The organism is Mycolicibacillus koreensis, assembly GCF_002104795.1.
In the GTDB taxonomy this organism is placed as follows: Bacteria; Actinomycetota; Actinomycetes; order Mycobacteriales; family Mycobacteriaceae; genus Mycobacterium; species Mycobacterium koreense.
The window spans coordinates 1-25,209 of record NZ_NCXO01000051.1 but is presented as its reverse complement, the minus strand read 5'-3'; the positions used below and the strand labels follow the sequence as shown (position 1 = coordinate 25,209).

At 68.8% G+C, this 25,209-nt stretch carries 22 protein-coding genes; 7 read left to right on the top strand and 15 right to left on the bottom strand.

Annotated features, from left to right (window positions below; genetic code table 11):
* The 3 genes from B8W67_RS21170 to B8W67_RS17320 all read left to right on the top strand — a co-directional run.
* Positions 1–181: hypothetical protein (locus B8W67_RS21170; protein ID WP_207567710.1), on the top strand; the 181-nt coding region annotated here is incomplete at its 5' end.
* 61 nt (positions 182–242) lie between these two features.
* Positions 243–1,313 carry a DUF5631 domain-containing protein gene (locus B8W67_RS17325; RefSeq protein WP_338065983.1) on the top strand — a complete coding sequence of 357 codons (1,071 nt, stop codon included), beginning with the start codon at positions 243–245 and terminating at the stop codon, positions 1,311–1,313.
* A complete protein-coding gene (locus tag B8W67_RS17320; protein ID WP_234806806.1) occupies positions 1,313–2,227 on the top strand; it encodes a hypothetical protein in 915 nt (304 codons plus the stop codon). The genes B8W67_RS17325 and B8W67_RS17320 overlap by 1 nt, the downstream gene beginning before the upstream one ends.
* 4 nt (positions 2,228–2,231) lie before the next feature.
* Here the strand turns inward: B8W67_RS17320 and B8W67_RS17315 are convergent, their stop codons facing one another.
* Complete coding sequence (locus tag B8W67_RS17315; RefSeq protein ID WP_085305293.1) at positions 2,232–2,870, bottom strand: phosphatase PAP2 family protein; 639 nt, start codon at positions 2,868–2,870, stop codon at positions 2,232–2,234.
* Positions 2,871–2,917: 47 nt separating this feature from the next.
* Here B8W67_RS17315 and B8W67_RS17310 point away from each other — a divergent pair, with 47 nt between their 5' ends.
* Genes B8W67_RS17310 through B8W67_RS17300 form a run of 3 tightly spaced genes read left to right on the top strand, consistent with a single transcriptional unit; the run spans position 2,918 to position 5,028 of the window.
* Positions 2,918–3,400: a mitochondrial porin family protein gene (locus B8W67_RS17310; protein ID WP_085305291.1), complete on the top strand. Its 483-nt coding sequence runs from the start codon at positions 2,918–2,920 to the stop codon at positions 3,398–3,400.
* 52 nt (positions 3,401–3,452) lie between these two features.
* Positions 3,453–4,103 carry a 5,6-dimethylbenzimidazole synthase gene (gene bluB / locus B8W67_RS17305; protein ID WP_085305299.1) on the top strand — a complete coding sequence of 217 codons (651 nt, stop codon included), beginning with the start codon at positions 3,453–3,455 and terminating at the stop codon, positions 4,101–4,103.
* Positions 4,104–4,128: 25 nt separating this feature from the next.
* Positions 4,129–5,028, top strand: coding sequence for an amidohydrolase family protein (locus B8W67_RS17300; RefSeq protein WP_085305290.1), 900 nt, complete (start codon positions 4,129–4,131; stop codon positions 5,026–5,028).
* A 21-nt stretch (positions 5,029–5,049) separates the two neighbouring features.
* Here B8W67_RS17300 and B8W67_RS17295 read toward each other — a convergent pair whose 3' ends face one another.
* Both B8W67_RS17295 and B8W67_RS17290 read right to left on the bottom strand, forming a co-directional pair.
* Positions 5,050–5,502, bottom strand: a complete 453-nt coding sequence (locus B8W67_RS17295; protein ID WP_085305288.1) for a hypothetical protein — start codon at positions 5,500–5,502, stop codon at positions 5,050–5,052.
* Positions 5,503–5,504: 2 nt separating this feature from the next.
* A complete protein-coding gene (locus B8W67_RS17290; protein WP_085305286.1) occupies positions 5,505–8,099 on the bottom strand; it encodes a multicopper oxidase domain-containing protein in 2,595 nt (864 codons plus the stop codon).
* 254 nt (positions 8,100–8,353) lie between these two features.
* On the opposite strand from B8W67_RS17290, the gene B8W67_RS17285 reads away from it, so the two are divergent.
* Positions 8,354–9,571, top strand: coding sequence for an alpha/beta hydrolase family protein (locus B8W67_RS17285; RefSeq protein ID WP_085305285.1), 1,218 nt, complete (start codon positions 8,354–8,356; stop codon positions 9,569–9,571).
* On the opposite strand, the gene eccE is transcribed toward B8W67_RS17285, so the two are convergent.
* From eccE to B8W67_RS17225, 12 genes are all read right to left on the bottom strand, one after another.
* Positions 9,568–10,569, bottom strand: coding sequence for a type VII secretion protein EccE (gene eccE / locus B8W67_RS17280; RefSeq protein ID WP_372507464.1), 1,002 nt, complete (start codon positions 10,567–10,569; stop codon positions 9,568–9,570). The two genes, B8W67_RS17285 and eccE, sit on opposite strands and share 4 nt — an antisense overlap.
* Before the next feature lie 2 nt (positions 10,570–10,571).
* Positions 10,572–11,951 carry a type VII secretion-associated serine protease mycosin gene (gene mycP, locus B8W67_RS17275; RefSeq protein ID WP_069390704.1) on the bottom strand — a complete coding sequence of 460 codons (1,380 nt, stop codon included), beginning with the start codon at positions 11,949–11,951 and terminating at the stop codon, positions 10,572–10,574.
* Positions 11,948–13,369, bottom strand: a complete 1,422-nt coding sequence (gene eccD / locus B8W67_RS17270; protein WP_069390705.1) for a type VII secretion integral membrane protein EccD — start codon at positions 13,367–13,369, stop codon at positions 11,948–11,950. The genes mycP and eccD overlap by 4 nt, the downstream gene beginning before the upstream one ends.
* A gap of 40 nt (positions 13,370–13,409) precedes the next feature.
* On the bottom strand, positions 13,410–14,264 hold the full coding sequence (locus B8W67_RS17265) for an ESX secretion-associated protein EspG (RefSeq protein ID WP_069390706.1): 855 nt from the start codon (positions 14,262–14,264) through the stop codon (positions 13,410–13,412).
* Positions 14,265–14,552, bottom strand: coding sequence for a WXG100 family type VII secretion target (locus B8W67_RS17260; RefSeq protein ID WP_069390806.1), 288 nt, complete (start codon positions 14,550–14,552; stop codon positions 14,265–14,267).
* A gap of 41 nt (positions 14,553–14,593) precedes the next feature.
* A complete protein-coding gene (locus B8W67_RS17255; protein WP_069390707.1) occupies positions 14,594–14,893 on the bottom strand; it encodes a WXG100 family type VII secretion target in 300 nt (99 codons plus the stop codon).
* A gap of 58 nt (positions 14,894–14,951) precedes the next feature.
* Positions 14,952–16,493, bottom strand: a complete 1,542-nt coding sequence (locus B8W67_RS17250) for a PPE domain-containing protein (protein ID WP_372507465.1) — start codon at positions 16,491–16,493, stop codon at positions 14,952–14,954.
* On the bottom strand, positions 16,490–16,801 hold the full coding sequence (locus B8W67_RS17245; RefSeq protein WP_069390708.1) for a PE family protein: 312 nt from the start codon (positions 16,799–16,801) through the stop codon (positions 16,490–16,492). The genes B8W67_RS17250 and B8W67_RS17245 overlap by 4 nt, the downstream gene beginning before the upstream one ends.
* A 76-nt stretch (positions 16,802–16,877) precedes the next feature.
* Complete coding sequence (gene eccCa, locus B8W67_RS17240; RefSeq protein WP_085305281.1) at positions 16,878–20,852, bottom strand: type VII secretion protein EccCa; 3,975 nt, start codon at positions 20,850–20,852, stop codon at positions 16,878–16,880.
* Complete coding sequence (gene eccB, locus B8W67_RS17235) at positions 20,849–22,423, bottom strand: type VII secretion protein EccB (RefSeq protein ID WP_085305279.1); 1,575 nt, start codon at positions 22,421–22,423, stop codon at positions 20,849–20,851. Before eccB ends, eccCa begins: the two co-directional genes overlap by 4 nt.
* A complete protein-coding gene (eccA, locus tag B8W67_RS17230) occupies positions 22,420–24,261 on the bottom strand; it encodes a type VII secretion AAA-ATPase EccA (protein WP_069390711.1) in 1,842 nt (613 codons plus the stop codon). The genes eccB and eccA overlap by 4 nt, the downstream gene beginning before the upstream one ends.
* Positions 24,262–24,574: 313 nt before the next feature.
* Positions 24,575–25,209, bottom strand: a 635-nt coding sequence (locus tag B8W67_RS17225; protein WP_109561822.1) for an SAM-dependent methyltransferase, incomplete at its 5' end; no start/stop codon positions are given.

The following is a 25,209-nucleotide window of genomic DNA, read 5'->3' as shown; positions in this document are numbered from 1 at the left end:
GTGTGTGCGCCAAGCGGGGCACCCCGCACGCAAACCCCTCCCCTTCGCCGGTCACTTCGTCTCCGGGCACGACCGCACCGGCCATCCCGACTGCCGGACCGACCCCGCACGTATCGCCGAGCGCCGTTCCAGTCAGCAACACAGCAGCGACATCACCGGTTGCCTTAGCCCAGAGTTTTGAGCACGGCCTGCACGCGGGCGCCGATGTGGCACCCGCGCCGGCGCCTGCTCCGGCGCCCACGATGCCCGAAACCCATCCCGTCGTCAGCACCGCGCAGCCACCGGCGTTGCCCCCGCCGGTGGTCGCACAGCCTGCGCCTGTCGACCCACCGGTCGCGCCCGGGACCATGCACCTGCCTTCCGATCTCGCCACGCCGTATCCGGCGGCGCCGCTTGCTCCGACGGCTCCCCCGGCGCTTTCTGCCGCGGCGGCATCACCCGGGCCGCTACCGGGATACGGAACGGACCTGCGCGCACCCGCAGCGACCGCACCCTCCGTGCCAGCGGGGTCCTCCGCCCCACCGGCGGCGGCGAACTCTCCAAGCACGGCGAGCACCGCCCAGAGCCTCAGCCAACCGGCCGTGGTGCGCCGGTCGGCGATCCCAACAGCAACACTCATCGAGCACGCGGCGACCGCAACCTCAGCGGGCGCGACGGCCGGGGCACTGTCCGGCGAAGCCACCGAACGCGGCCGACTGCGGCGCCTTGTGGCCTTCGTCGCCCGGCAGCAGCCGCGGCTGCGCTGGGCTGCCGGGAACCGCGACGACGGCAGCACGGTCGTCGCCACCGACCTCGCCAGCGGGTGGATCCCCCCGCACGTCACCGTTCCGACCGTGCTGCGACTGCTGTCGCCGGAACGCCGGCGCGGCAGTGTGATGGATTTACTGGGCCCGGTCGACATAGCGGTCCAGATCGCGCCGGGCGATCCCCTACCTGCCGTCGAGGATGATGATCAGCGGCAGCCGGCGCGTCTGGCGCACTGCGCGATTGCCGCACCCGATCTCGGATGGGATCTGATCCAGGCAACTCAGTGGCGTGACGGGCTGCCCCGCTTGGCGCACACACTGGTCAAAGCCACCTGCAGTCGAACCGGCGTGTTGGAATCTGAGATCGCGCTGCTGCGTGAGTATCTCAGTGAAATCAGCACCCAGGTACTGGCCGGCTACCCCGACGGCATCGACCCGACCGCGCTGGCCAACTGGCAGCTACTCGCCGCGATCGAGTCATTCGTCGCCGCCGATCCGGGCGTGGCGACCTACCACCTGGGATGGTTTACGGCGCTCACCGCACAGACCGCGTTCCGGAGTCGCTGATGGATCCCGATCTGGTCGCCGTCATCGAGGAGTATCTCCGGGCCCATGGGATGAACACGCCGGCCCCGGAGGTGATGTCGGACCTGGTCACCGGGGTCGGTTCCACGATCGACGGATTGTTGGCGACCTTGGGGCTCGCCGCCAACCTCGGCGACCCCGCCGACAACGCCGAGGCCGAGCTTGACCAGGCCGACCGGGAAGCGGGCCTGGTCGATGCGGAGACCAAATTCCCGGCCAACGAAGCGCAATCCGCGCAACTCATGCAGCAGTTGCCCCAGGCGGCCGCCGGTATCGCCGCGGCCGCCGGTGGGGTCTTCACGGGATTCCTGCAGGGCATAGCGCAGATCCCCCAACAGGCCGCCCAAGGAATGTCGCAGGCGCTGCAGACCGGGTTGGGAGCGCTGCAAAACGGTGTCGATCCGGCCCTGGATCTCAGTGCCGACACGCTCGACGAGGATCCCTTCGACGAGTTCGACGACTTGGGCGGCGACGACATCGGCTGGGACGACCCGGCATCACCAGGCACCGGTCCTGCCGGGGTCATCGGCGGCACTACCCCCACCGGCTACCTGGGCCCGCCACCGACACCGTCGCCGGGAACCGCACCCGCTTCCGCGGCGCTTGGCCCCCCTGCGCCCGTCGGGCCGCCGCCAGCGTCGTCCGGTCCGCGCGGCGCCATGGGCGCGGTGCCGATGATGCCGCCCGGGCCCCTGTACGGGTCCAGCGCCGAGGGCGACAGCAAACCCGCGACGAAACGCATCGTCGGGCCGACGGTGAAAAACGGCGCACCGGTCCAGGGCCGCATCGTTGCCCCGCCCACGCCGATGGTGACCAAGCGTGTCGAAGGCAAGCCGGTGCCGACGCGTCGGGTGGTTGCGGTTCAGCCGCGCACCGACAGTGATCCCGACCAGTGATTCCTCAGCGCTGCAACGGTGCCGGTAACCGCAGAATGCGGATCCACAGCACCACATAGGCGTAGCCGAGTGCCCACCCGGCGACCACGTCGGAGGGGTGATGCACGTTGAGCGCGACACGACCGAACCCGACGGCCGCGACGATGAGCACCCCCAGCACGATCAACCAGACCTGGGCGACGCGGTTGATCATCGGCAACACCACCACCAGCAAGCCCAGCACCCCGACCATCGCTCCAAGCGCATGCCCGGAGGGAAACGACGTGGAGGTCACCGGCGAGAGCGCGGTCACCGGGCGCGGGCGATCAGCGAGATGTTTGGCGATTACGATGACCAGCCCACTCAGTTCCACAGTGAGCAGCACGAACAGCGCGGCCCGCAGATTGCGATGCGTCAGCACCACCACGATGACCACCAGACCGACGAGCCGGAACCCGGTCGGGCTGAACACCGCGCAGACGATCTCCCAAAACCGCAACCAGCCCGGATGCGCGATCGCGACGTCGTAGAGGGCGCTCAGGCTCGCCGAGTCGGCCCAACACCACCATCGCTGGTGGTAGCCGAACCACAGCACCCCGTAAACACCGACCGCAACGAGCGCGGCGATCGTCGCGATGGTCCGCTGCGTCCTGGTCGTCCACACGGTTAACGATTATCACGGGCACTCTGCGACACGGGGATACTGGAGACATGACTGTCGTGATCCGCAAGCTGCTGGGCATCGGCAAACTGCCGGATGACCTGCGCGAACAGCTCGAAACCGAGGGGCTCATCCATGTGGTGGACTATGTGGCGGTGACCCGTCGGTTCAGTGGCTCGATCCCGGGAATGCGATCACCCCACAGTGTCGCCAGCTACGTCGGCGCGGTGGCGTTGACCTCCCAGCGGGTTCTGGCCACCCTCTCGGCGCTGCCGAAGCTCGCCGGACGCACCGTTGACGTGCGTTGGGACCAACCTCAGGGCGGTGCGGCCACCGCGACCATCACCGAGTCCGGGCTGCAGGTCGAGGTCAACCTCGACGAGGCCGACCCGCGCTTCCACGGCCGGCTGGAATTGGACTACAAGACCGAGCTGCCCGACGCGGTGCTCGACCGGCTACCGACCCGGACGCTGACGTTCGACGTGCCGCCGGAGTACGTGTTCCGGGCGGTCGGTGTCGCCTATCACCCGTGACGGCGCTGTTGCACCTTGTGGCGACGTGGCCGCCGCTTCCTACGATGGCACCGTGACCACACACGCTTTCAGCGATCCGGAACGCAGGGCGGTGTATCGCGCGATCGCCGAGCGTCGCGATATGCGTCGGTTCGTCGCCGGGGCGACGGTGTCCGACGCTGTGCTCGCCCGGTTGCTGCACGCGGCGCACTGCGCGCCCAACGTCGGGTTGATGCAACCGTGGCGTTTCCTCCGGATCACCGACCGGGATCTGCGCGACCGAATTCACGTTCTCGTCGACGCTGAACGCCGTCGCACCGCGGCAGCTCTCGGCGAACGCGAACGGGAATTCTTGGCGCTGAAGGTCGAAGGCATCCGCGAGTGCGCCGAACTGTTCGTGGTGGCATTGCGCGACGGTCGCGAACAGCACATCTTCGGCCGCCGCACACTGCCACAGATGGACCTGGCGTCGGTGGCCTGCGCGATCGAGAACATGTGGCTGGCGGCACGAGCCGAGGGGCTGGGCATGGGGTGGGTGTCGTTGTTCGAACCGGCGCCGCTGGCCGAGCTGCTGGGCATGCCGGCGGGCGCCGAGCCGATCGCGATCCTGTGCCTGGGGCCTGTGCCGCAGTTCCCGGACCGACCCGAACTCGAGGAGGCCGACTGGGCCCAGGGCAGACCGTTGTCGGAATTCGTCAGCGAGAACACGTGGCAAACACCCTGAGCGACACCACGAGGAAAGGTCGACGATGAGTCAACAACCCGGAAGTCCCGACGAGATCGACGCTGTCCGCGCGCTCTGGTCGCAGCTGGGTCTACCGGGAATGATCGACGTTCACACCCACTTCATGCCGAAACGGGTGATGGACAAGGTCTGGGACTACTTCGACTCGGCCGGACCGCTGCTGGGCCGTTACTGGCCCATCAGCTACCGCACCGATGAACAGGACCGCGTGCGCACCCTGGAGCGCTTCGGGGTGCGCGCGTTCACGTCGCTGGTCTATGCGCACAAGCCCGACATGGCGGCCTGGCTGAATCAGTGGGCGATCCAATTCGCCCGTGACACCCCCTCGTGTCTGCCCACGGCGACGTTCTACCCCGAACCCGGCGCCGCGGAGTACGTCGACGCCGCGATCGACGCCGGGACGCAGGTCTTCAAAGCGCACTTGCAGGTCGGCCGCTACGACCCGAACGACCCGCTGCTGCAACCGGTCTGGGCGCGCATCGAACACGAACAGGTCCCGGTGGTGATCCACTGTGGGTCGGGCCCCGTCGCCGGAGAGTTCACCGGCCCCGGACCGGTGCGCCAACTGCTCGACCGGTATCCCCGGCTACCGCTGATCATCGCCCACATGGGCATGCCCGAGTACGCCGAGTTCTTCGAACTCTGTGCCCGGTTCCCGGAGGTCCGGTTGGACACCACGATGGCGTTCACGGCGTTCACCGAGGAGATTATGCCGTTTCCGCGTGCACTCGGTTCGCGCCTGCTCGAGATGGGCGACCGCATTATGTTCGGCAGCGACTTCCCGAACATCCCCTACGGTTACCTCGCTGCGATCCGTGCGCTCGCCGATCTTCCCGGAGTGGACGACTCTTGGCTACGCCAAGTGCTCTACACCAATGCCGCACAGCTGTTTTCGATCAGCTGACCGACACCGGAAGCGCGCTTCTCAGCCGAAGTTGCCCTCGGTGAGCATGGTCGCGAGGAAGATGATGCCGACCGAGCCGGTGAGTGCGCCGATCGAAGCGATCCGCGCGTACCGTGGCCGCCGGTTGCGTTGTAGGAAGCCGTGCACGGTGGAGGCCGCCATCACCGCGACGAACAGCGTGATCTTGGTGGCCAGGACCCGGCCGTAGCCGGGCTGCAGCAGCGAACCCCAGGTCACCCCGTGCGCGTAAGCCAGCATCACCCCGGTGGCGATCTGCAACGGGATGAACACCGTCCAGGTGATGGTCGCGAACCGCAATCCCACCCGCCGCACCAACATCGCGCGGTCGGCGACCGCGGTGAGCACCTCATACACCGGCGGCAACACCACAACGGTGATCGTCAACAGACCACCCACCCAAATGATGGCACCGAGGACATGCAGGAACCGCACGACGGTCCAGAGGTCGAGCATGGCTACCCCGTCACCGCGACGGTGCCTCGCGCTCCGCCCTCGGCGTGGCGCAGATCGTGGTCCATGATCATGTAGTGGCCCGGTTCGGGGAAGGTGAGTTCGACGAAACCGCCTTGAGCCGGAGCGAGATCGAGGACCTGCGACCCGCCCTGCGAGGTGCTGGCCGCATCAGGGCGCAACAGCCAGGCACCCTCCTTGTAGACGGTGTCGAATTGGGTTCCGACGATGTGGAAGGCGATGGTGTCGCCGGGTCCGGCGTTGACCAACCAGATCCGGACCCGCTCGCCGGCACGTACCTGCAGGGGGGCGTGCCGATACTGGTCGGCCATGCCGTTGAGCATCCAGCCGTCGGGACGGTCGGCGCGGATCGCGGTCGGTTTGTCGTCGCTGTCGGGGTCGCCGAGATACAACTGCGCTCCCACCATGGCGAATTCGTGGTCCACCGGCGACAATCCGGGCGGGTCGATGATCACCGCCCCATACATGCCGTTGGCGATGTGCAGTGAGATCGGATCGGTACTGCAGTGGTAAAGCCAGGCACCGGCCCGGTTGGCGGTGAACCGGTACACCAGTTTCTCGCCCGGTTGCAGGGTGCGCATCGGTTGGTCCGGGGAGAGCGCGCCGGCATGGAAGTCGATGCCGTGGCCCATGGTGGTGTCGTTGATCAGGGTGATCTCGAACCGATCGCCGACCTTGCCGTGCAGGGTCGGCGACGGTTCGGTGCCGCCGAACGTCCACCGGTTCTCCCGACGGCCGGGGGCGACCTCGAGCTGTTCGTCGGTGGCACGCAACTCCACCCGGTGCAGACCGGGTTTTGCCGCCGGCAGTGTGGCATCGCGCGGGGTCCATCCCGGGGACGGGTCGGCGGCGAGGTTGAGCTGCGGCGTCTGCGCATCGGCGTCACCGTGGTGCGCGGAGTGCTCGTCGGCAGGTTTGGCCTGCCCGCCCACGGCGATGACGGTCATCGTCATCCCGGCGGCCTTGTGCCCGGGAACATCGCACCAGATGTCGCGATCGTGGTTGACCACACCGATGTCGAGCATCGCTGTCTCGCCGCGCCGCAGACGCGGGGTGTGCTCGCCGCTGTCGGCACGCAGGTCATGCGGCAGCGATTCATCGTTGGTCACCCGCAACACCAGATGTGTCCCAGCCGGAACCTCAACGCTGTTGGGCCACACGCGCATATCGTGCAGCGCGACGTCGATGACTTCGGCTGCGGCCGGAACCGGCTCCTCCGTGCTGCTCAGCGACGGCCCAACGCTGGCCGCGATGGCGACGACCACCGCCGACAAGCCCGCCACCAGGCCGGTCATCGTCCCGGGGAGTCGTCGCTCGATGGCCTCGACGTTCATCCGTCGTCGCAGCATCGCGGGAACCGCCAGCCGCAGAGCCAATCCGACGAAGGTGGCCACGCCGATCGCCGCCAGCGCCCAGCCGACCATGCGGACCGGACCCGGCCAGTGCGCCGCGACGAGCGGAACGGCGAGGTTGAGCACCGCCAGGCGTGCCTGCCAGCCCTGCTCGAGGTAGCTGACGACGGCTTTGCGCTCGGCGGGTCCCTGAGCCACCACGACCGGCAACATCTGGGTCAACGCCCCGATGAGGATCTGAGCAACGAAACCGACCACCAGCATGGGCATCACGACGGATTCGACCAGCCCGGGCAGCACCTCCACCGAGCGTGACCATGCGGCGCCGACCATCTCGATCAGCACCGCGACGGCCAGCCATCCCATGGCGGCGGCCAGGTTCCACGACGCGATTTCGCGCGGCTTTCGGCTCGGCCACAGTGCCACCACGGCGATGACCACACCGGCGGCGTAGCCGACCAGGCCGGCTCCGGCAAGCCACACGTTCTCGACCAGCACACCGGCGACGACGGCGGTCAACCCGGCGACCAGCGTCGGCAGGGTGCGGCGGGCCAGTTTGATGCTGTGCTCGGTGATCCGCACACCGGAGGCCACCGGCCAGAGCGTGAACAACGTTCCCACCACGGTCAGGCCGATCCAGCCGTAGAGCATGACGTGCACGTGGGTCGACCACAGCCGCGCGTACCACCCGTCGGCGCCGAGGGCGAGCGCCGCGCCGGCCCCAGCTCCCAACAGCAGCGCACCTCCGGAGGCCACATAGAAGCTGATCAGGTAGTCGAACCGGGCCTGCAACGCGGCACGACGCATGGCCACCAGGTGTGCGGCATGCACCACCGCCACCACCGCGACCGCCACGCCGGCGGCGGCCGTCAGCACCATCACGCCGGTGTAGACACCGGCCAGCGCGGTGATCGCAGCGACGTTGAGCACCGCGAGCTTGGTGGTCAACTGCCACGACGGCGGATCCGGTGCCCGACACAGCGTCGCGGCGAAATGCTCCGACCAGATCAGGATCGCGGTGGTGGCCGCACCGAGCAACAGCGCGTGGATCGGCAGCCACACCGACTGGTTCAGCGTGTTGTAGCTGAGCAGCAGCGCCACCGCGATCGCCAACCAGGCCAGCACCACCACGTTGCCGATGACGAAGACCGGACGCCGCGGTCCGCCCGGTTTGCCGGGCTTGATCAGCGGGGGCTTCTTCGAACCGGAGGCCGCCACCTGGATCATGGTCGCCAGGCTACGGTCGCGTCGTAGCTGTCGGTGCTCACCGAAGTCAACCCTTTCAAGGACCAAAGGCCCTGTCAGCGAAGCCGGATGAGGCACGCCGTCGGTCCCGGTCACAGAGACCGAAGCTGCCCCGCTGAAAGCATATCGATCATCAAAATTCGGTCTTGGCCCCCCACGCCCCCGAACCAGCTACCATCCGGTTGGTTGGGTTTTCCCTCGAGTTTCTCGGGCCCCGTACAGAAAGGCCTTCGACCGTGACCGTCGACTCCGCCGCACACGAACCCGCGCTTCCGGTCCCGAATGTCCCCGGTGGTGAAGCCGATGACACCGGGCTTCCGAAACGCGCGGAGCTCACCTGGGGCCAGCGCGCCGTCGTGGACGCTTCCGCTGTTGCCGACCTCGGACTGCGCACCGCGATCGCCTCGCTGGTCGGAGCCGCGATGCTGCCGCCGATGATGACCACCGCCCTACAGCGCAACCAATCCCGCACCGAGCAGGAGAACCTGCGCTTCTACGCCGACTTGGCTGCCCAGCGCGACCCGGTCGCCTCGTTTCCGGCGCCGACCGAGTTGCCGCAGGTGGTCTCGCGACTGGCCAACCCGTTCGCCGAACGTGTCGCCGGCGGCAACGTCGACAACATCGCGTTCCCCAGCAGCTTCGTTCCGCGCAACCCCGCAATGCGCTCGACCTGGCGAGCCCTGTCACGCAACAACGTCGTGCGCGCGCAACATTGGCGTCATGAGGACGGCGCACGGCCCACCCTCTGTGTCATCCACGGATTCATGGGCTCGCCCTACCTGTTCAACGGGCTGTTCTTCTCTTTGCCCTGGTTTTACCGGTGCGGCTACGACGTCCTGCTGTTCACGCTGCCGTTTCACGGTCGACGTGCCGAAAAGAACTCCCCGTTCAGCGGTTACGGATTCTTCTCCCACGGCATGTCGGGTTTCGCCGAGGCGATGGCGCAGGCCGTGCACGATTTCCGTTCGGTCATCGACTATCTGCGCCACACCGGCGTGGACAGGATCGCGTTGACCGGCATGTCGCTGGGGGGTTACACCTCGGCGCTGATCGCCTCGGTCGATGACCGCCTGGACGCGGTCATCCCGAACGTTCCTGTCGTGTCGGTGCAAGACGAGGTCGACGACTGGTTCCCGGCGAACAAACTGTTCAGCCTCGGGCGTCGCCTCGGCCGTATCGACCGCGAGCAGTTCGCGGCGGCCACAGGGTTTCACTCACCGCTGACCTATCAGCCGCTGGTGCCCAAGGACCGGCGCCTGATCATCACCGGTCTCGGTGACCGACTTGCCCCGCCGGAGCAATCGGCAATGTTGTGGGAACATTGGGATCGCTGTGCGCTGCACTGGTTTCCCGGCAACCACGTCCTGCATGTCAGCCAGCCGACCTATCTGCGACGCACCAACCGGTTCCTGCGGCCGTTCATGTTCGACGAGGCCGCTGAAGAGCCGGCTTAGCCGACGGTGGCGTGACGCCCGCGGGACTTCTTCTTCGCACGAGTCGGCCGCCGAAGGGGCCACGGTAGGGCCGCCACCGTCTCGATGCCCGCCTCGGTGCGCCCCTGCAGGCGGTCGCCGGACAGCGGGTCCATCGCCGCCAGCACCGCGCGGTGGACGCCACGCTGCGGGGTGAGCCCACCCAACGGCGCTGCTGCGGTCGGACGTTCAGCGGTGCGGAACGCACACGCGGCCGCCACCGCCGGTTCTGACGGTGTGCCGGTGAGTTGGATCGCGGTCCATGTCTCCTTGGTGGGCTGCAACCACACCTCGCGCAGCGTCTCGGCGAGGGAACCGTCCACCGATATCCGGTAGGCGGCCAGGTAATCGCCCTGCTCGTCGGTGACGGCGCGCCAAGTCTCCTTGCCGCCCGCTTCGATCAGCATCGGCACGTCCTCGGACTGCACCACCACGGCGTCCCAACCCAGTTCGCGCAGGTGGTCGGCGAGCCGGCGCGCGGCCACCCGGGCGGTCTCCTGCAACGGGACCGATGCGGAACGGGCCTGCAGTGCCGCGAGGTTGTCGGCCGCCGACACCGTCAGCCCGACCCAGGTGTCGCGGTGGGATTGCTCGGGATCACCATCACGGCTGGTGATCTGGATGCTGTCGGCACTGATGCCGTAGCGATCCAGATAGCCGGCGATCAGGCGCAGTGGTAGCACCTCGGTAGCGCCCTCGGTGGGGGTAATGCTGATCACCGCGGTCGTCGTGGTGACCGGGTCGGCGGGTGTCCGCTTGATCCGATTGCCGCCGAGCATGGCCGCACCGCGACGCAGCAGCGTGGTGAGGTGCAGGCCGCGCCACCAACTCAACAGCAGGATCACGATCACCACGGCCACACCGAGGATCCACCGATCCCGCGGGGTCGGCCACGGGTAGGCCAGCGCCGCCGGGATCACCGCCAGCGCAACCAAAGTGAGGCGCGCGGGCCCCGGCCACACCACGGTCGGTCGGTTGATGCTCATTCGGAAGTCTCCTTTCGCCGACGCGCAACCAGCGCGGCGACAACAACAACGCCCAGCAACAGAACCGCGGACCCGGTGTAGGCGACGATCCGCGGTGTGGGATCGGTCGGCTCCGGTTCCGGGGGCGCCGGAAGTGATTTCGTGGGTGCGGGGTCGGCCGCGGCGGGAAGGTCCCAGGTCAGTGCGGCGACCGGATCCAAGGTGCCGGCACCCACCAGGTTCGACGGCGCTCGCGCCCCGTTGTGGGCAGTGGCGGTGATGCGCTGAACCACCTGGTTGGCGTTCATCTCCGGGAACCGGCTGCGCACCAACGCTGCGACGCCTGCCACATAGCCGGCCGCATAGCTGGTGCTGTTGAGGGGCACCAACTGTTGTTTGTTGCCGGGCATCGCGTTCGCCAGTCCGCCGTCGTCGCGGTTGGAGACCGAGACGACGTTCTCCCCCGGAGCGGCAATGCCCACCCAGGGGCCCGACATCGTCAGCTTGGACGGTTGCCCGGTCGGGGTGAGCGCACCCACCGACAGCACGTAGGGCTGCCAGTAGGACGGCAACGACAGCGCTGTCACGCCCTCCCAGTTCCGCGAGTCGGTCCGGTTCAGGTCGGTGCCCGGGTTGGATTCGCAGGTCGCACCGCCACCAAAGGCGCCGGACGCACCGTTGTTTCCGGCGGCGGCGACGACGACCGCGTCCTTCTCCACCGCCGCGTAGCGCAGGGCCGCACCCAGTGCGGTCAGATCGATGGGCCGGTCAACCGGCAGGCAGCTCGGCGCGGACAGTGTGATCACCCGAGCGCCGAGATCGGCAGCGTGCACGACCGCGCGGGCCATCATCGCCACCGCGGCGGTGGCGTGGGCGACCATCGGGTCGGCTCCGTCTGTGGCGCGCGGCGAGTACCGCATCGACGCGGCACGGATCGCCAGCAGAGTGGAATCCGGTGCCACGCCGGAGAATCCGTCATCGCCCGGCTGGCCGGCGACGATACCGGCCACCAAGGTGCCCTGCCCGTCGCAGTCGGTGAGGCCGTCGGTGGATTCGACATAGTCACCGCCGGCCTCCACTTCGGGGAGCCGGGGTCCGGGACGCACACCGGTGTCGATGATGGCGACCTTCTGACCGGCACCGCGGGAGAACTGCCAGGCGTCGGGCAGATTCAGCATCTGCTGACTGGTGGTCACCGCACCGGGGTCGGTACCGGGCAGCACCTCGGAGGTCCCACAGGCGCCGAACTGCGACATCTCGGTCACCGGCCCCGGGGTGCCGTCGGGCGGGGCGACGGAGGCATCGATCTGGGGCGGATCGATCGCCGCTGCCGGTGGGCTCACCGCCAGCCCGGCGGTGAGCACCGCGCTCAGCAGGGCAAGGCCGGCACGGCTCATCGATCCAGAACCCAGGCGAACAACCCGACCAGGTACGCCATCACCGGGATCAGCGACGCGTCCAGGCCCGAGGCGAGGAACCCGAGCAACCGGCGCATCGGCAGGGAGTAGCTCTCCGGCGTGGCGACCACCGGGTTCAACGCCACCACGACCCAGGCCAGCGCCACACCCACCACGGTCAGCAGCACCCAGCCGGCCGCGGCGTAATGGCCGGTGGCGGCGTAGATGGTCAACAGGGTCACCGCGAGCAGCACAGGCTGGGCCAACAGCCACGCCTTGCACGGCGCGGAGTCCCACACCCGGGCTCGGAGCACGGTGGCCAGTGCGGTCGCGGCCACCAGGTACCAGGCCCACCCCGCGACGGTCTCCGGGTTGGCGGCGATCGCCACCGAACCCACGACGCTGAGCAGGACCGCGGCGGCGACGAAGCCGCTCTGGTGGGAGTCGCTGGCCCGGACCCGCCGTGGGAGATCACGCAAAAGGCGCTGCGACGGCGGCGCCGGGGTCGGGTCGCCCGGGGCGGGGATCACCGGCAGCGGGAAGCGTGCGCAGAGGGTGGACAGCTGCGGGGCCATCACCGTCACCAGCAGCGCCGCAGCGATCAGTCCGCACCCCAGGCTCGAGATCGGCAGGGCCCAGATGGATTTCGCAGCGGCCGCGAGCAGAAGCGCCAAGGCGACGACCGTGGTGGTGGTGAAGAAGGCAACGGCCCGCTCCTGGTCGCGGCGCGGGACGATCAGGCTGATCAACGACCATGCCGCCACCCCGGCCGCGCCGAACATGACGTGGGCGGGACCGAAGTACCCGGGGACCGCCAGGATGCAGGCCGCCGCGATCGGTGCCAGCGCCCCGATCGCCAGCACCACGGCGACCCGGCCCGATCGCGCCCGGCTGACCAGGGAGGCGACCGCGGTCAGTCCGGCGATGGCGGTGGTGGCGAACAGCCCTGCCAGGTCACCGGTGACCGCCTGGTAGGCGGTGGCGAGCCCGGTGGCGGCGAGTATCGCCAGGATCAGCGCCGCAAGCGCACCGCGCTGAATGTGCTTGGTGCCCCACGGTTTGGTGCGCGAGGCCGAGAAGATGACCGCCGCGTCGGCGATGTCCTCCACGATGCCCGGAGACGACGGGCCGGCCGGCACCGGCTGCAACGCCAGCAGGTCACCGTCGACGACACCGACGGTGTCGAGGGTGGCGTCCAAGCTGAACGGCGCACCGCCGATGGGGGCCAGGCTCAGCGGGACCGTGGCGTGATCGTCGGCGTCGTCGGTGGCCGGGGCGACCAGTTGTTGGACGGCGGGGACAATCTCACGCAGCGGCAACTCCGCGGGCAGAGCGACTTCGGTCAGCCGGCTTTCGGAGAGCACGGCGACCCGAACAATCGGCATCACGACGTCGGGCAGCACCGAGGTCTCGGACATGGGTTTTCTCTTCTCTGTTTAACCGTTTGCTGGTGGGGACTCAAATGCGTTGTGCGGTGAAATCGCGCAACAGACGGGCGTCGGGGAACCATCGCCCGTCGGGCAGTAAATCGGTGAGGTGGTCGACCGCGGTGGCGATCGCCAGGGGTGTGCCGGGGGTGAAGGTCGATACCCACTCGTCGTCGAAGGCACGCGACGGGCTGACCAGCACGCGGCCCATCTCGGCGTCGACGATGCTCATCCCGACCTCGGTGGTGGTGTGCTGACCGTTGCTGCGCTCGCCGGCGACGACCTCGACGTAACTGCGGGGGCCGGTGAACACCGATTCCACGACTGCCCGCGCCGAGCGCGGGATCCCGAGGTACTCCAGCACCTCGGTCAGCGGAGCGCCGCTGCGCAGCCGTTCGTCGGCGCGGGCGCCGACGCGGGCGGGAAGCCGGAACTCCTCGAAATGGGCCGGGGGGCGGCCCCGCAGCCCAGCCGTCAGCACCGGCCCGAGTTCCCTCGGGTCGTTGATCTCCATCGCGGTGAACGTCACGAGCTGGGCGTTGCGCAATGCGACCACGGTCTGCTGTCCACGGCGCGTGACGATGCCACGCAGCAGATCATCGGGCGACGAGCTCGGCCCGATGAACCGCAGATCCAGCCACCGCTCCGGGAAGCACACCACCCGGATCCAGTCGGCCACAGCGGGGTTGATGTCGCCCTGCGACGACATCAACCCCATCTCGGCCAATTCGGCGGCTTGACCGTCGAGGAATGCGGCTCGTTCACCGGCATCCCGATACGGCGTGGTAATCGCCAGAACCCAGGGAAACGATCCCGCCCCGCTGGTTTCGGCGATGTACCACGCCTGATCGACGGTTAGTTCAACCGCATTGGGTCGCAGGGACATTTAGAGCCATTTGGCGGCTTGCGCCTGGTCACGTCCGAGCATCGCCAACGTGTTGGCTTCGTGGGTTCCCGACATCGCGTTGTAGGACGCCACCAGCTCCGACAGCGCGGTGTTCCACTGCGCCTGCCATGCCTGGTAGGTCATCCCGGTGTCACCCTGCCAGGCGCCCTGCAGCGCGGCCTGCTCGGTGGCGATGTCGACGCCCAGCGCGTGCAGTGTGCCCGCGTAGCCGCTCATCTCACCTGCGTGGGCGAGCATCGCCGGGTAGTTGTACATGATCTGCGACATGGTCATTCCTTCCTGGAAAAGTTCGTTGTGTCCGTGGGGAGTTAGAGGCTGCCGCCGCCATAGGTGCTCGCAGCAGCGGCATCGGCAGCCACGTAGGTGGCTCCGGCCTCACCGAGGTTGGCCTGCGCGATGTCAAGCAGCGCATTGACTTTCGCGGCCACCTCGACGAAGCGCATGTGCGCCGACTGGAAGGCGACCGATGCCTCGCCCTGGTGGAACGCCTGCGACGACAGTGCCGCCGACTCGGCCTGGGAGAGGGTGCTGCGCATCAGGGCGGTCTTGGCGCCGAACGCCGACTCCGAAGCGACCAACTGCGGGATGTGTGCGTCGAGAAGACTCATGGGATTTCCTTTCTCACTTCTGGTGATGGGGTGTTGTGGTGATGTTGCTGAAATCTGTTCAGTTGTCGCCGCCCCCTTCCGCGCTCTCCTCGGGCGGGGACTCCCAGGTGCCCGGCATCATCGGCACCGTCGGGCTTTCGCCGACCTCGTCGGCGGTCAATGTGGCCAGTCCTGATGCGGCGGTGGCAGTTTTCGTGGCGGTACCGGTGAATCCCAGTCGCCCGGCACTGCGCTCGGAAGCGGTCGACGCCGTGTCGGCACCGCCGCCGGCGGGACCGGCGTTCATGTCCATGAACTCGTCGCCGAAGTCCTTCATCTTCTTGCGTTGCCGGCGTCGAGCGCGGGCCTGCTCGCGGGTCATCGCGCGCACCCCAGCCGCTGCGGCGGGCACCCGGGCCGCCGGTGCCGGGGCACCCCTGCGGTCGATGAGGTTCGGTCCCACCGCAGGACCCCACCCCTCGGTGCGCACCACGTAACCCACGGCTTCGGTCCCGGTGACCGGAACCGCCGGCGAAGCCGGGGCTGCCGGGGCGGGGCTGGCCGGGGCCGGCGGGCCGGGAGCCGCGGGAGCCGGGGTCGCCGGCGCCGACAGCGGCGGTGCGTCCTGGCGGGGCGTGACCTGGTCCCGGAGTCCCTCCTCGGCGCCGGGCTGGTCGCCGGGCATCCCGTCGACACCGACCTGCTGCAGTTGCGAGCCGACGCCCAGGGCCAGTCCCAGCACCAACGGCAGCAGGAACGGGGAACTGAGGATCATCGCCCAGGTCGGCCAGCCCACCAGGTTGAAGAACACCTGGTAGACGACCAGAAATAGCAGTGCCGGGTTCGCGAACGGGTTGGCCAGGAAGGCCAGCAGTTGGTCGGGGTGGGTGAACAGATTGATGATCGGCTCGTACATCTGCTTGATCAGGTCCATGTAGGCGCCGAGCGGGTTCTTCATCAACGATTGCAGCATGTCGGCGATGCTGTTCGAGCTGTCCAGCGTCGATCCGGCGGCCGCTGCCTGCGGCTGTGCCGGGGCCGACATCAGGTTCGCCGATGCGGCCATCGCCTCCCCGCCGGGGGCCACCACCAGCGGCGCCGGTGTGGTGCGCGCCGTGGAGGCCAGGGCCATGGTGGAGACCGTCTGATAGGTGCCCATCGTGACCGCGGCCTGGATCCACATCCGCACGTAGTCGGCCTCGTTGAGCGCGATCGGGATGGTGTTGATGCCGAAGAAGTTCGTCGCCAGCAGCACACCGTGGATGGTGTGGTTGGCGGCCAACTCACCCAGCGTCGGCATCGCCGCCAACGCCGCCACGTAGCTGCCGGCCGCGACCTCGTGCTGGGCGGCCTGCACCCCGGCATTCGCGCTGGCCTGGGTCAGCCACGCCAGATAGGGCGCGTGGGCGGCGAGGTAACGCTCGGCGCTGGGGCCCTGCCAGGCACCGGATTGGACCGCACCCAACACGGCGGTCAGTTCCGCAGCCGCCGAGGTGTATTCGGCGCCGAGTTGAGTCCACGCGGTCGCGGCGGCCTGCAGTGGCCCCGGACCGGGACCACTGCTGAGCATCGCCGAATGCACCTCCGGCGGCCATGCGAACCAGACGGGAGACACGACTATCCGCCGCGGGCAATCAGGTAGGTGGCGGCGGCTGCCGCATCGCCGGTGGCGTAGCTGACGCCGGACTCACCGACGCCGACACCGGCACGGCCGAGTTCCTCGACGCCCTGCGTGGCGACCGTGGTGTGCTCGGCGCCCTGGGCGCTGAAGCCGGCAGCGGTCTGCAGTGACACCGGGTCGGCGGCCGGCGGCACGACCGCGGTGATCGCCGGGGCGGCCGCGGCGTGGGCGGCAGCGAGGCGGGCGGTGAGCGCTTCGACAGCACTACTGGCGGCGGCCAGTCCTTCGGGGACAACGCGGAGGTTCATCGGTTGTGCTCCTTTCGGGTTTCGGTTCGGGATTCGGTTCGGGATTCGGTTGTAGAAGCGGACGGTCGCGACGGCATCATCGCGCCAGACTCTGGTTGACCAGCGGGTTGACCAACTGCAGGAAGGTCGGGGTGTCGCTGTCGCTCAACAGCATCGCCCGTCCCGCCGGCATCCGGACGAACCGCTGGCCGCGCACCTTGCCGGCATCGGTCGGGTTGCCCGAGAGCATCAGGGTGACCGCCTGCAGATCACCGAACCGGCGCAGCAGCGGGTTGGTCATCAGCATGTGCCCGGACCCGCTGGCCCGCGCGGTGACGATCACCCGCAGCCCCAGATCACTGGCCTGCGCCAACAGACCGATCAGGTTCGTCCACGGGCGCTGGCCGGTGAACGGGCCGTTCATCGCCGGTCCGTCCGGGATCTGGTCGGCATCGTCGATGATCAGGTAGTGGATGTGGCCGCGATAGCTCCAGTGCGCCAATTCCTGTGGTGACAGCCCGGCCGGCGGGCGACGTTGCTCGATCAGCGTCGACAAGCCCATCATCGCCGACACCACCCGGTCGATGTTGGCGGTGTACTCGTTGTCCGGGAACAGCGGCTCGTCGACCAGGTGCAGTCGGCGGTCCAGCACGGTGAACGCCACCTGATCGGCGGTGGAGTTCTCCCGCACGGTCCGGATGATGTGGCGCAGCAGGGTGGTCTTGCCGGACTTGCTGTCGCCGAGCACCATCAGCAGCGGGTTGTCGGCGAAGTCGAGCGCCACCGGCGCCAGGTCCTCCTCGCGCTGACCGATGACGATCCGTTCCCCGCCGCGGTACAGCTGTCCGAGCGTGTCGGGGGCGAGGTTCGTCGGCAGTAGGCGAACCGGCGGCGCGGCCATGCCCGGGTAGCGGGCGTTGATCGCGGCGACGTCGTCGAGATTCGGTGCGGCGAACAGGAAATGTTCGGCGCCCATGGTCAGTCCGCGCCCCGGCTGGTCGGCCGGGACGGCCTCGGCGGGGCGGCGCAGCGCCCCGGGAACCCGCACGTTGCTGTCGCGGGCGTCGTGCAGCTTGAGCTCCAGGCGCAGCCCGAGCCCATCGCGCATCGCCAGCGGCACCTCCAGCCAGTTCGGGGTCGTGATCAGCACGTGGATGCCGTAGGCCAACCCGACGTTGACCAACTCGGTCACCTTCATCAACAGCGGATTGCGGGTGTTGAACTGGTCGGTGTTGTCCCGGCTGAACGCATACAGGTTGTCGATGACCAGGAACACCTCACCGAACCCGTCGTCGAACCCGGCGGCGCTGCCGTTGCCGTTGGAGCGGCGGAACGCCTGCCGCTGTTGGCGGGCCAGCAGCAGCTGTTCGAGTTCACCGAAGGTGCGACGGATCCTCTCCGGCTCCAGCGCCGAGGCGACACTGCCGACGTGGGCGAGATCCTCGAGGTTGCGCAGTTGGCCGCCGCCGTAGTCCAGGCAGTAGAAACTGACCTCGCGCGGGCTGTGCAGGGCCGCCGCCGACATGATGAACGTCTGCAGCGCCGTCGATTTACCCGACTTGGGCCCACCGTGGATAAGCATGTTGCCCGAGGCCGATGCCGCGTCGAACACCAGCGGATCGCGCCGCATCTCGAACGGCTTGTCGATCTCGGCCAGAGGCCACCGCAGGGAGTGCTCGGCCACCCCACTGCGCACCAGCAGGTCGTCGAGGGGGATCTCGTCGTCCAGCGGCGGCAGCCACAACTGCGGGGCGTGCGGGCCGTACCCGGCCAGCTGGTCGCCGATCGTGGCGATCAGCTTGCGAGGCGGACCGGTCGGCTCGTCCTGGCCGTCGTTGACCACGATCGTGCCGTGGTCGGCTTCGACCCGGCCGGCGGTGAACAGCTTCGGCTCCGGTGCCGCGTGCACCACCACGGTGCGTGCGGCGCGCGGCGGGTCGTAGATACCGTCGACATAGGTGCTGCGGAACTTGATCGGCGCGGCTCCGGGAGCGGGCACCAAGAACCCAACGCCCTTGTGCTCCTTGCCCGATTCGATGTGGTAGGCGTCCTCCACACCGATGATCTGACGCGACACCGAGGGACTCGCCACCTTCAACCCGATGCGGTAGGAGGTGTTCTTGTCGATGTCCTTGATCTTGCCGACGTCGAGGGTCTGCGAGGCGAACAGGATGTGGATGCGGAACGACCGCCCCTTGCGGGCGACGTAGTCGAAGAGTTCGGCGTACTCGGGGTGGTCGGCGAGCATCAGGGTGAACTCGTCGGCGACGACGAACAGCGTCGGGATCGGCGGCAGGTCGTGGCCCGCGGCGATCGCCTCCTCGTATTCGGTGACCGAGTTGAATGTGCTGCCCTGGACCTGGCGGCCGGCTTCGCGCAACATCAACTCGCGCCGGGCCACCTCACCACGCAGGGTGTCGGCGAACCTGTCGGCCAGCGAACGCTTTTCGGCCATGTTGGAGATCACCGCGACGACCTGCGGGAAGTTGCGGAAGATGTCGGCGCCGGCCTCACCCTTGAAGTCGGCGTAGATCACGATCAGCCGCTCCGCGGAGTGGGTGGTCAACAGCGACAACAGGATCGACATCAACGTCTGCGACTTGCCGGAACCGGTCATCCCGATCATCAGACCGTGCGGCCCCATCCCGCCCTCGGCCTCGTCTTTGAGGTCGAAGTACAGCGGCTCACCGGTCGCGGTGACCCCGATGGGAACCCGCAACTCGTCGTCGCGGTGCCGTGGCGCCCACAGGGCGGGCACGTCCAACTGGGTGGCGTCGGGAATGTCGAGAAGCGTGGTGAACGTCGCGCCGCGGGTGGCCGCCGACTGCAGCCCCACGTGGGTGGGGTTGGAATCCCACCGCGACAGTCGCCGCGCCAAATGTGCTGCGTCGTCGGCGTCGAGGGTGTCGGCGGCGTCGATGTAGGTCTGCCAGCCGCCGGTCGCCCAGCGCTGCAGCTTCCCGTCGAGCACCCGCAGGATCGGGCGCTCCGGGTCGGCGTACTGCTCCCGGTGCGGCGGGGTGGCCACCCGGTGGACGACGGTGACGCCGGCACGCCCGCGTGCGAGCAGCGATCCCTTGATGTCGTAGTCGGGGTCGTCGACGACGATCAGCAGGTGGCGCAGCGCATCGACCGGGTCGCCGGTGAACTCGGGCCGGTCCGCCAGCGCCGGCTGCAGCTGGTCGATCAGGTCATCCACACTGGCCGACAGGTAACGCGCGGAACCCACGCCGTCGATCTGGCCCGGGATATCCACGTGCGGAAGCCATTTCAGCCAGGACCACGCCGAGTCCTCCACCTGCGGGCAGGCCAGCGCCACCCCGAGCACGGTGGGGTCGTGCCAAGTGACGGCCTGCGCGATCCAGGCGCGCAGCACTGCGCGCACCTCGTCGGCGGCGTCCTCGGGCTCGGTGGCGTCGCTGACCAGGGTGATCCGCGAGACCCGTCCCAGTTCGATGCCGACCGGCGCCTCCCGCACCAGCCGCTGGGTCTCCAGCAGGCTGCGCAGCGCGCTGTGGGAGACCGGCTCCAGGTCGATCTCGTCGGCGATGTCCTGCACCCGCAGATGGGTCTCCAGCGCCACGTCGTGCAACCCGGTGCGCAGCACCAGGAAGTCGGAGTCGCGCGGGTCGCGCTCCCATTGCCGACGGGTTCCGGCCACCGCGGCCAGCGTTGCGGGCTCGGGGTGCGACCACTCCAGACGGGTGCGCTGCTGGGCGGCCTGGCCGCGGATGTTGTCGCGGACCACCGACAGGTAGCGCAGGTAGTCGGCGCGCTCGGCGTCGACGTCGGCGGTGCGGGTCTTCTTGTCGCCGCGGAAGAATCCGGTGGCGGCGAACAGCAGCACCAGCGGGAAGAACAGCACCAGCGGCGAGATCATCCGCATGCCGGTCGCCACGATGGCGACCACCGCGCCGACCACGAGCAGGATGATCAGCACGGGTAGCGCCCGCTGCAGCATCGACGCGGGCACCACACGCGGCAGTTCCGGCGGCGGCTCGATGCTGATCGTGCCCTGGCGGGTGGCCGGTGGTGGCACCCGCCGGCGCGCCTCAAAGATCAATCGGCTCATCGGGTCTCCTGGGCTGTCCGGACGGTGCGTCCGGAGGGGGGCGTGTCGGGGGCGATGCCGTCGTGCGCGATCAACGCATCGGCGCGCGAGAGCGCCGGTCCGGGCGCGAACAGCGTCAACATCGACCACGGGATCGGCAGGGCGGGCGGCTTCAGCCCAAGGGCTTCAACGGTCTTCGACTCACCGGTCGGTCCGGGCGCATCATCGATGCCGTAGCGGACACCGGTATCAGAGATCCAGTACGACGCACCCTCGACCGGCGAGGTCGGTTCGACACCCACGACCTGGGCGAAATAGCCGCTGCCCGGGGGCAGCGCCACGCGGGTGGCGGTGCCCTCGGCGCCCGCGCCCACCAGATCGACGGTGTGCATGCCGGCAGGAATCGGCAGCGCCGAGCCCGACAGCAGCGTCAGGTTGGAGGCAGCGGCACCGGACTCCTTGGTCCAGTTGGCGCAGGTGACCGGGTCATGGCCGGCGTCAACGAGGTTCAGCCGCTGCTCGGGGTAGCGAGAGGTGTCCAGGGCCCGTGATACCGGGAGTTGGGCGATCGCATCGGCCGACAGCCGGGGCGGCTGATCCAGCCCGTAGGAGTCGGTGTTGCGCAGCAGCGCGGCGAGCACCGGGGAGATCGGCTGCAGCCCGTCGGGCAACACCGCGTAGTACAGCGCGGAGTGGTCGGCGGCGTAGGCGACGACGACCGCTCCCACCGGGGCCTGCACCGGCAGCTCGAAGTGCGCCGGCTCACCCGCGCCGGGGATGTCCGGCGGCGCCAGCGGCGGCGCCTCCGGGATCACGTTGAACAACCCGGTCGCGATCGGACGGGCGGCCGGAACGTTGACGCCCCATCCGAGCGCACCGGTCACGGCGCGGTCGTTGACGTCGATCGGGCTGCGCCGGCCGTCCCACAGCAGCCACGTGCGCGCCCCGTTGTCGACCAGCACCGCCTGCTGATCACCGAGCCGGTCGGCGCGGGCGCCGTCGCTCTGCGGGGCGCCGGCGATCACGGTGACCCCCGCCTCGCTTCCGGTCGTCGCATCGCAGACGGTCCAGTCCGCGTCGCTGGCGTCGCTTTGCACCATCCGCTCCGGCGCTCCGGGGATACCCAGCAGGTTTCCACGCGGAATCTCGTCCAGTTCACTGGTTTTCACCAGTTTCGGGTCGACCGAACGGCCGACGATGAGCCGGGCGGAGGTCAGGTTCAGCACCGGGTGCAACTGGTCACCGAGGCGCACGTACAGCGCCGACGTGGTCCGATCCGCCAGCACCGGCTCGTTGCCCGGCGCACCACCGGGACGGATGAAGGAGAACACGAAGAACCCGAGCACGGCGGTGATCGTGATCAGCGCCCCCATCACCACCGAGCGGGTCTGGGTACGCAGCGGCTCCACCAACATCCGGGCGTCGTGCAGCGCCACCCCGGAGGCGATGCGGCGCATGACGAAACGCCAGCCGGTGACCTGATGCTTGGTGACGAAGCCGCGCCGGTAGACAACCCGGTCGGGGTTCTCGTTGACCGGTGTGCGGGAGGCGAACCCGCGGCGGTCGTCGTCGTTCGGTTCGGGCTCGGTCATGCGGGCACCGTCAATCCCAGACCACGCAGCAGCGGGGTCACCGAGTAGCCGACATCGGCGGCGGTAATGGTCATCAGTTCCTCATCGGTGAATTCGCCGGTTCCGGCCTGTTCGGAGTGGTCGAGCCGGAATTCGCGTTCCTCCTCGGAGCGTTCGACGAGGTTACGCACGAAACGACCGTTGCCGGCGATGTCGAGACTGCGCCGCTCGACACCGTTGGCGTCGGGGCTCGACGCCGCGGCCAACTGGGCGAAGAGCTTCTCCATGTCGGCCAGCGCGGGCTGTTCGAAGACGCTGTCGCGGTGCTGGGCCATGACGTGGGCGATCTCGACCAACTCGGCCGGGGTGTAGGACGGGAAGTCGATGCTGCGGGTGAACCGCGACCGCAGACCTTCGTTGGTGTCCAGGAAGCGGTCGAGGTCCGCGCGGTACCCGGCGATGATCACGACGAGCCGGTCGCGGTCGTTCTCCATCCGGGCCAGCAGCGTGTCGATCGCGACCAGACCGAAGTCGTTCTTGGCTCCGGTGGCCACCAACGCGTAGGCCTCGTCGAGGAACAGCACCCCGTCGAGCGCGCTGTCGATGATCGCGTTGGTCTTCGCTTCGGTCTCCCCGATGTGCTGACCGATCAGGTCGGCACGGTGGACCTCTTTGACGTTCTCCTTCTTCAACAGCCCCAGGCCGCAGTAGATCTTGGCGACCACACGCGCGATCGTGGTCTTACCGGTTCCGGGGGGCCCCGCGAAGATCAGGTGGTGGGTGCGCTGGGCGACGGTCAGCCCGCGCTCCTGGCGCATCAACCCCATCGCCACCGAGCTCTTCAGCCGCTGAACCTGGTTTTTGACCTCGTCGAGGCCGATGAACTCGCCGAGCTCCCGCTCGGCCTGCTCCAGCAGCGCGGCCTTGCGCTCGGCGGCCTCCGGGTCGATGAAGTCACCTTCGTCGGGCTCGGTGGCCGGGTCCCACGGGTCGGTGCGGGCGTCGATGCGATCGCCGGTGGTGGTGGCGATCCCGAACGACCGGTCGTTGAGTGCCTGCTGCACCTGCTCGTTCTCCGGGTTGGCGGCGAACAGGTCCTGCAGCACCTCCTCGGCGGCGTCCTCGTCGACGTGCACCCGCAGCACCAGACCCCGTGCGAGGGCCCCGTCGACGGCGGCCACCGCGACCGGCCCCTCCGGCTCTTCCAGGTACGACAGGGCCGCGGCGTGCATGCCCAGCCGGGCCAGACTGATCCCGAGGGTGACCTTCACCGCGTGGGTGAACAGCTCGTCGATGCTGGTGTCGTTGACCAGCGGGGTGAGCAGCTTCACCACGTCGGCCCAACGTTCGGCGCGGTAGTGGATGGTGGCCAGCACCCAGCGGGCCTCCCGCCAGGCGGGACGGCGCTCGGTGATCTCCAGCGCGATCTCGTGGGCGTCGGCAAAACGGCCGGCCGAGGCGAGCGCCGCGGCGTAGGCGAGCCGGAAATCGTCGGGTTCGGTGGCGCGGAAGCGCAGGTACAGCCCGCTGTCGTAGCTGAACGACACCGCCCCCAGGGCAAGGTCCACCTCGCGCTGCAGGACCCCGGCGGTGCCGATGGTCTGCGCGACGGCTTCCAGCACCCGCAGCGAATCGTCGCCGGCGGCGGCCAGCCCCACCCAGGCGTCACACTGGTCATGGGCGATCCGGGTGAGCGCGGCGAAACCCGTTCGGGCAGCGGCCAGGTCGGCGGGACGTTGCCGCCCGTGCACCGTCACCCCCAGCGCACGACAGCAGGTGGCGAACCGACTGACGATGTCGCTGTCGACCCGGTGCGCGGCGTTCCGCGCCGCCAGCATGCCGGTGTCAGCGTTTCCCACGCGACCGCCCTTTCAACATAGCTTTACCTAACCTAACTTGAAGAAGCTAGCACTGCCCCGCGCCGCCTGTCGAGACGGCCGCCAGTGATCGCACCGTGGTCTCAATCACCGTGGTCAGCGACGATCGCCGGTCGGCACCGCAAACTCCGAGATCGCCAATCACCATCGTCGGCGCACCCCCTTCGCTCCGGCCGCATCGAGCCCACCGTTACTGAAAACGATTTTCGTTAACGGGCACGATACCCCGCCAGACCCGTTATTGAAAACGATCGCCGTTAACAACGGGTGTACTCGGCTCGACACGGGCGCGCTCCTATCTCTTGACCCCGCTCACCAGGGTGATCCGCGCGATCATCGGCCCCGCGTCGACGTCGGCGCTCGGCACCGGCCGGCCCAGGGTGTCCAGCCACGTGGCCAGCGGGGTCGGCGTGGCCGTCCACCCCCGGGCGCCGAACCACTCGTCGGCCGGCGCGCACCGCTGGTTGTAGATCAACTGGTGGAAGATTCGGGCGTCATCGCCGGCCGCCTGCTCGTCGGCCAGCGCCGCGGCGTAGTCGTCGGCCGGCATCGGGGCGCCGTCCTCGACGGCGATATGGCTGCCCGCCGCGGCCAGGCCGTCGATGCCGGTGAACAACTGCTCCTGCGCACTGGCTGGTAGATAGATCAGCAATCCCTCGGCGATCCACGCCGAGGGGCGGGCCGGGTCGAACCCGGCGTCACGCAGCGCCTGCGGCCAATCGTCACGCAGGTCCACCGCGATTTCGCGGCGCTCGGCGGTGGGCTGGGCGCCATGCTCGGCGAGGACCCGCCGTTTGAACTCCAGCACTTGCGGCTGGTCCAGTTCGAAGACGGTGGTGCCGTCGGGCCAGGGCAGCCGGTAGGCCCGTGAGTCCAGGCCGGCGGCCAGGATCACCACCTGACGGACTCCCGCCTCGGCGGCGCGGCGGA

What these genes read in the sequence shown, in the direction of transcription:
- B8W67_RS17310 (WP_085305291.1), top strand. Translation starts at nt 2,918, where the DNA reads ATGACTGTCGTGATCCGCAAGCTGCTGGGCATCGGCAAACTGCCGGAT.
- B8W67_RS17245 (WP_069390708.1), bottom strand. Translation starts at nt 16,801, where the DNA reads ATGAACCTCCGCGTTGTCCCCGAAGGACTGGCCGCCGCCAGTAGTGCT.
- B8W67_RS17325 (WP_338065983.1), top strand. Translation starts at nt 243, where the DNA reads ATGCCCGAAACCCATCCCGTCGTCAGCACCGCGCAGCCACCGGCGTTG.
- B8W67_RS17255 (WP_069390707.1), bottom strand. Translation starts at nt 14,893, where the DNA reads ATGAGTCTTCTCGACGCACACATCCCGCAGTTGGTCGCTTCGGAGTCG.
- eccCa (WP_085305281.1), bottom strand. Translation starts at nt 20,852, where the DNA reads ATGAGCCGATTGATCTTTGAGGCGCGCCGGCGGGTGCCACCACCGGCC.
- eccD (WP_069390705.1), bottom strand. Translation starts at nt 13,369, where the DNA reads ATGTCCGAGACCTCGGTGCTGCCCGACGTCGTGATGCCGATTGTTCGG.
- B8W67_RS17300 (WP_085305290.1), top strand. Translation starts at nt 4,129, where the DNA reads ATGAGTCAACAACCCGGAAGTCCCGACGAGATCGACGCTGTCCGCGCG.
- B8W67_RS17260 (WP_069390806.1), bottom strand. Translation starts at nt 14,552, where the DNA reads ATGTCGCAGATCATGTACAACTACCCGGCGATGCTCGCCCACGCAGGT.
- B8W67_RS17320 (WP_234806806.1), top strand. Translation starts at nt 1,313, where the DNA reads ATGGATCCCGATCTGGTCGCCGTCATCGAGGAGTATCTCCGGGCCCAT.
- B8W67_RS17265 (WP_069390706.1), bottom strand. Translation starts at nt 14,264, where the DNA reads ATGTCCCTGCGACCCAATGCGGTTGAACTAACCGTCGATCAGGCGTGG.
- eccB (WP_085305279.1), bottom strand. Translation starts at nt 22,423, where the DNA reads ATGACCGAGCCCGAACCGAACGACGACGACCGCCGCGGGTTCGCCTCC.
- B8W67_RS17290 (WP_085305286.1), bottom strand. Translation starts at nt 8,099, where the DNA reads ATGATCCAGGTGGCGGCCTCCGGTTCGAAGAAGCCCCCGCTGATCAAG.
- B8W67_RS17295 (WP_085305288.1), bottom strand. Translation starts at nt 5,502, where the DNA reads ATGCTCGACCTCTGGACCGTCGTGCGGTTCCTGCATGTCCTCGGTGCC.
- mycP (WP_069390704.1), bottom strand. Translation starts at nt 11,951, where the DNA reads ATGAGCCGTGCCGGCCTTGCCCTGCTGAGCGCGGTGCTCACCGCCGGG.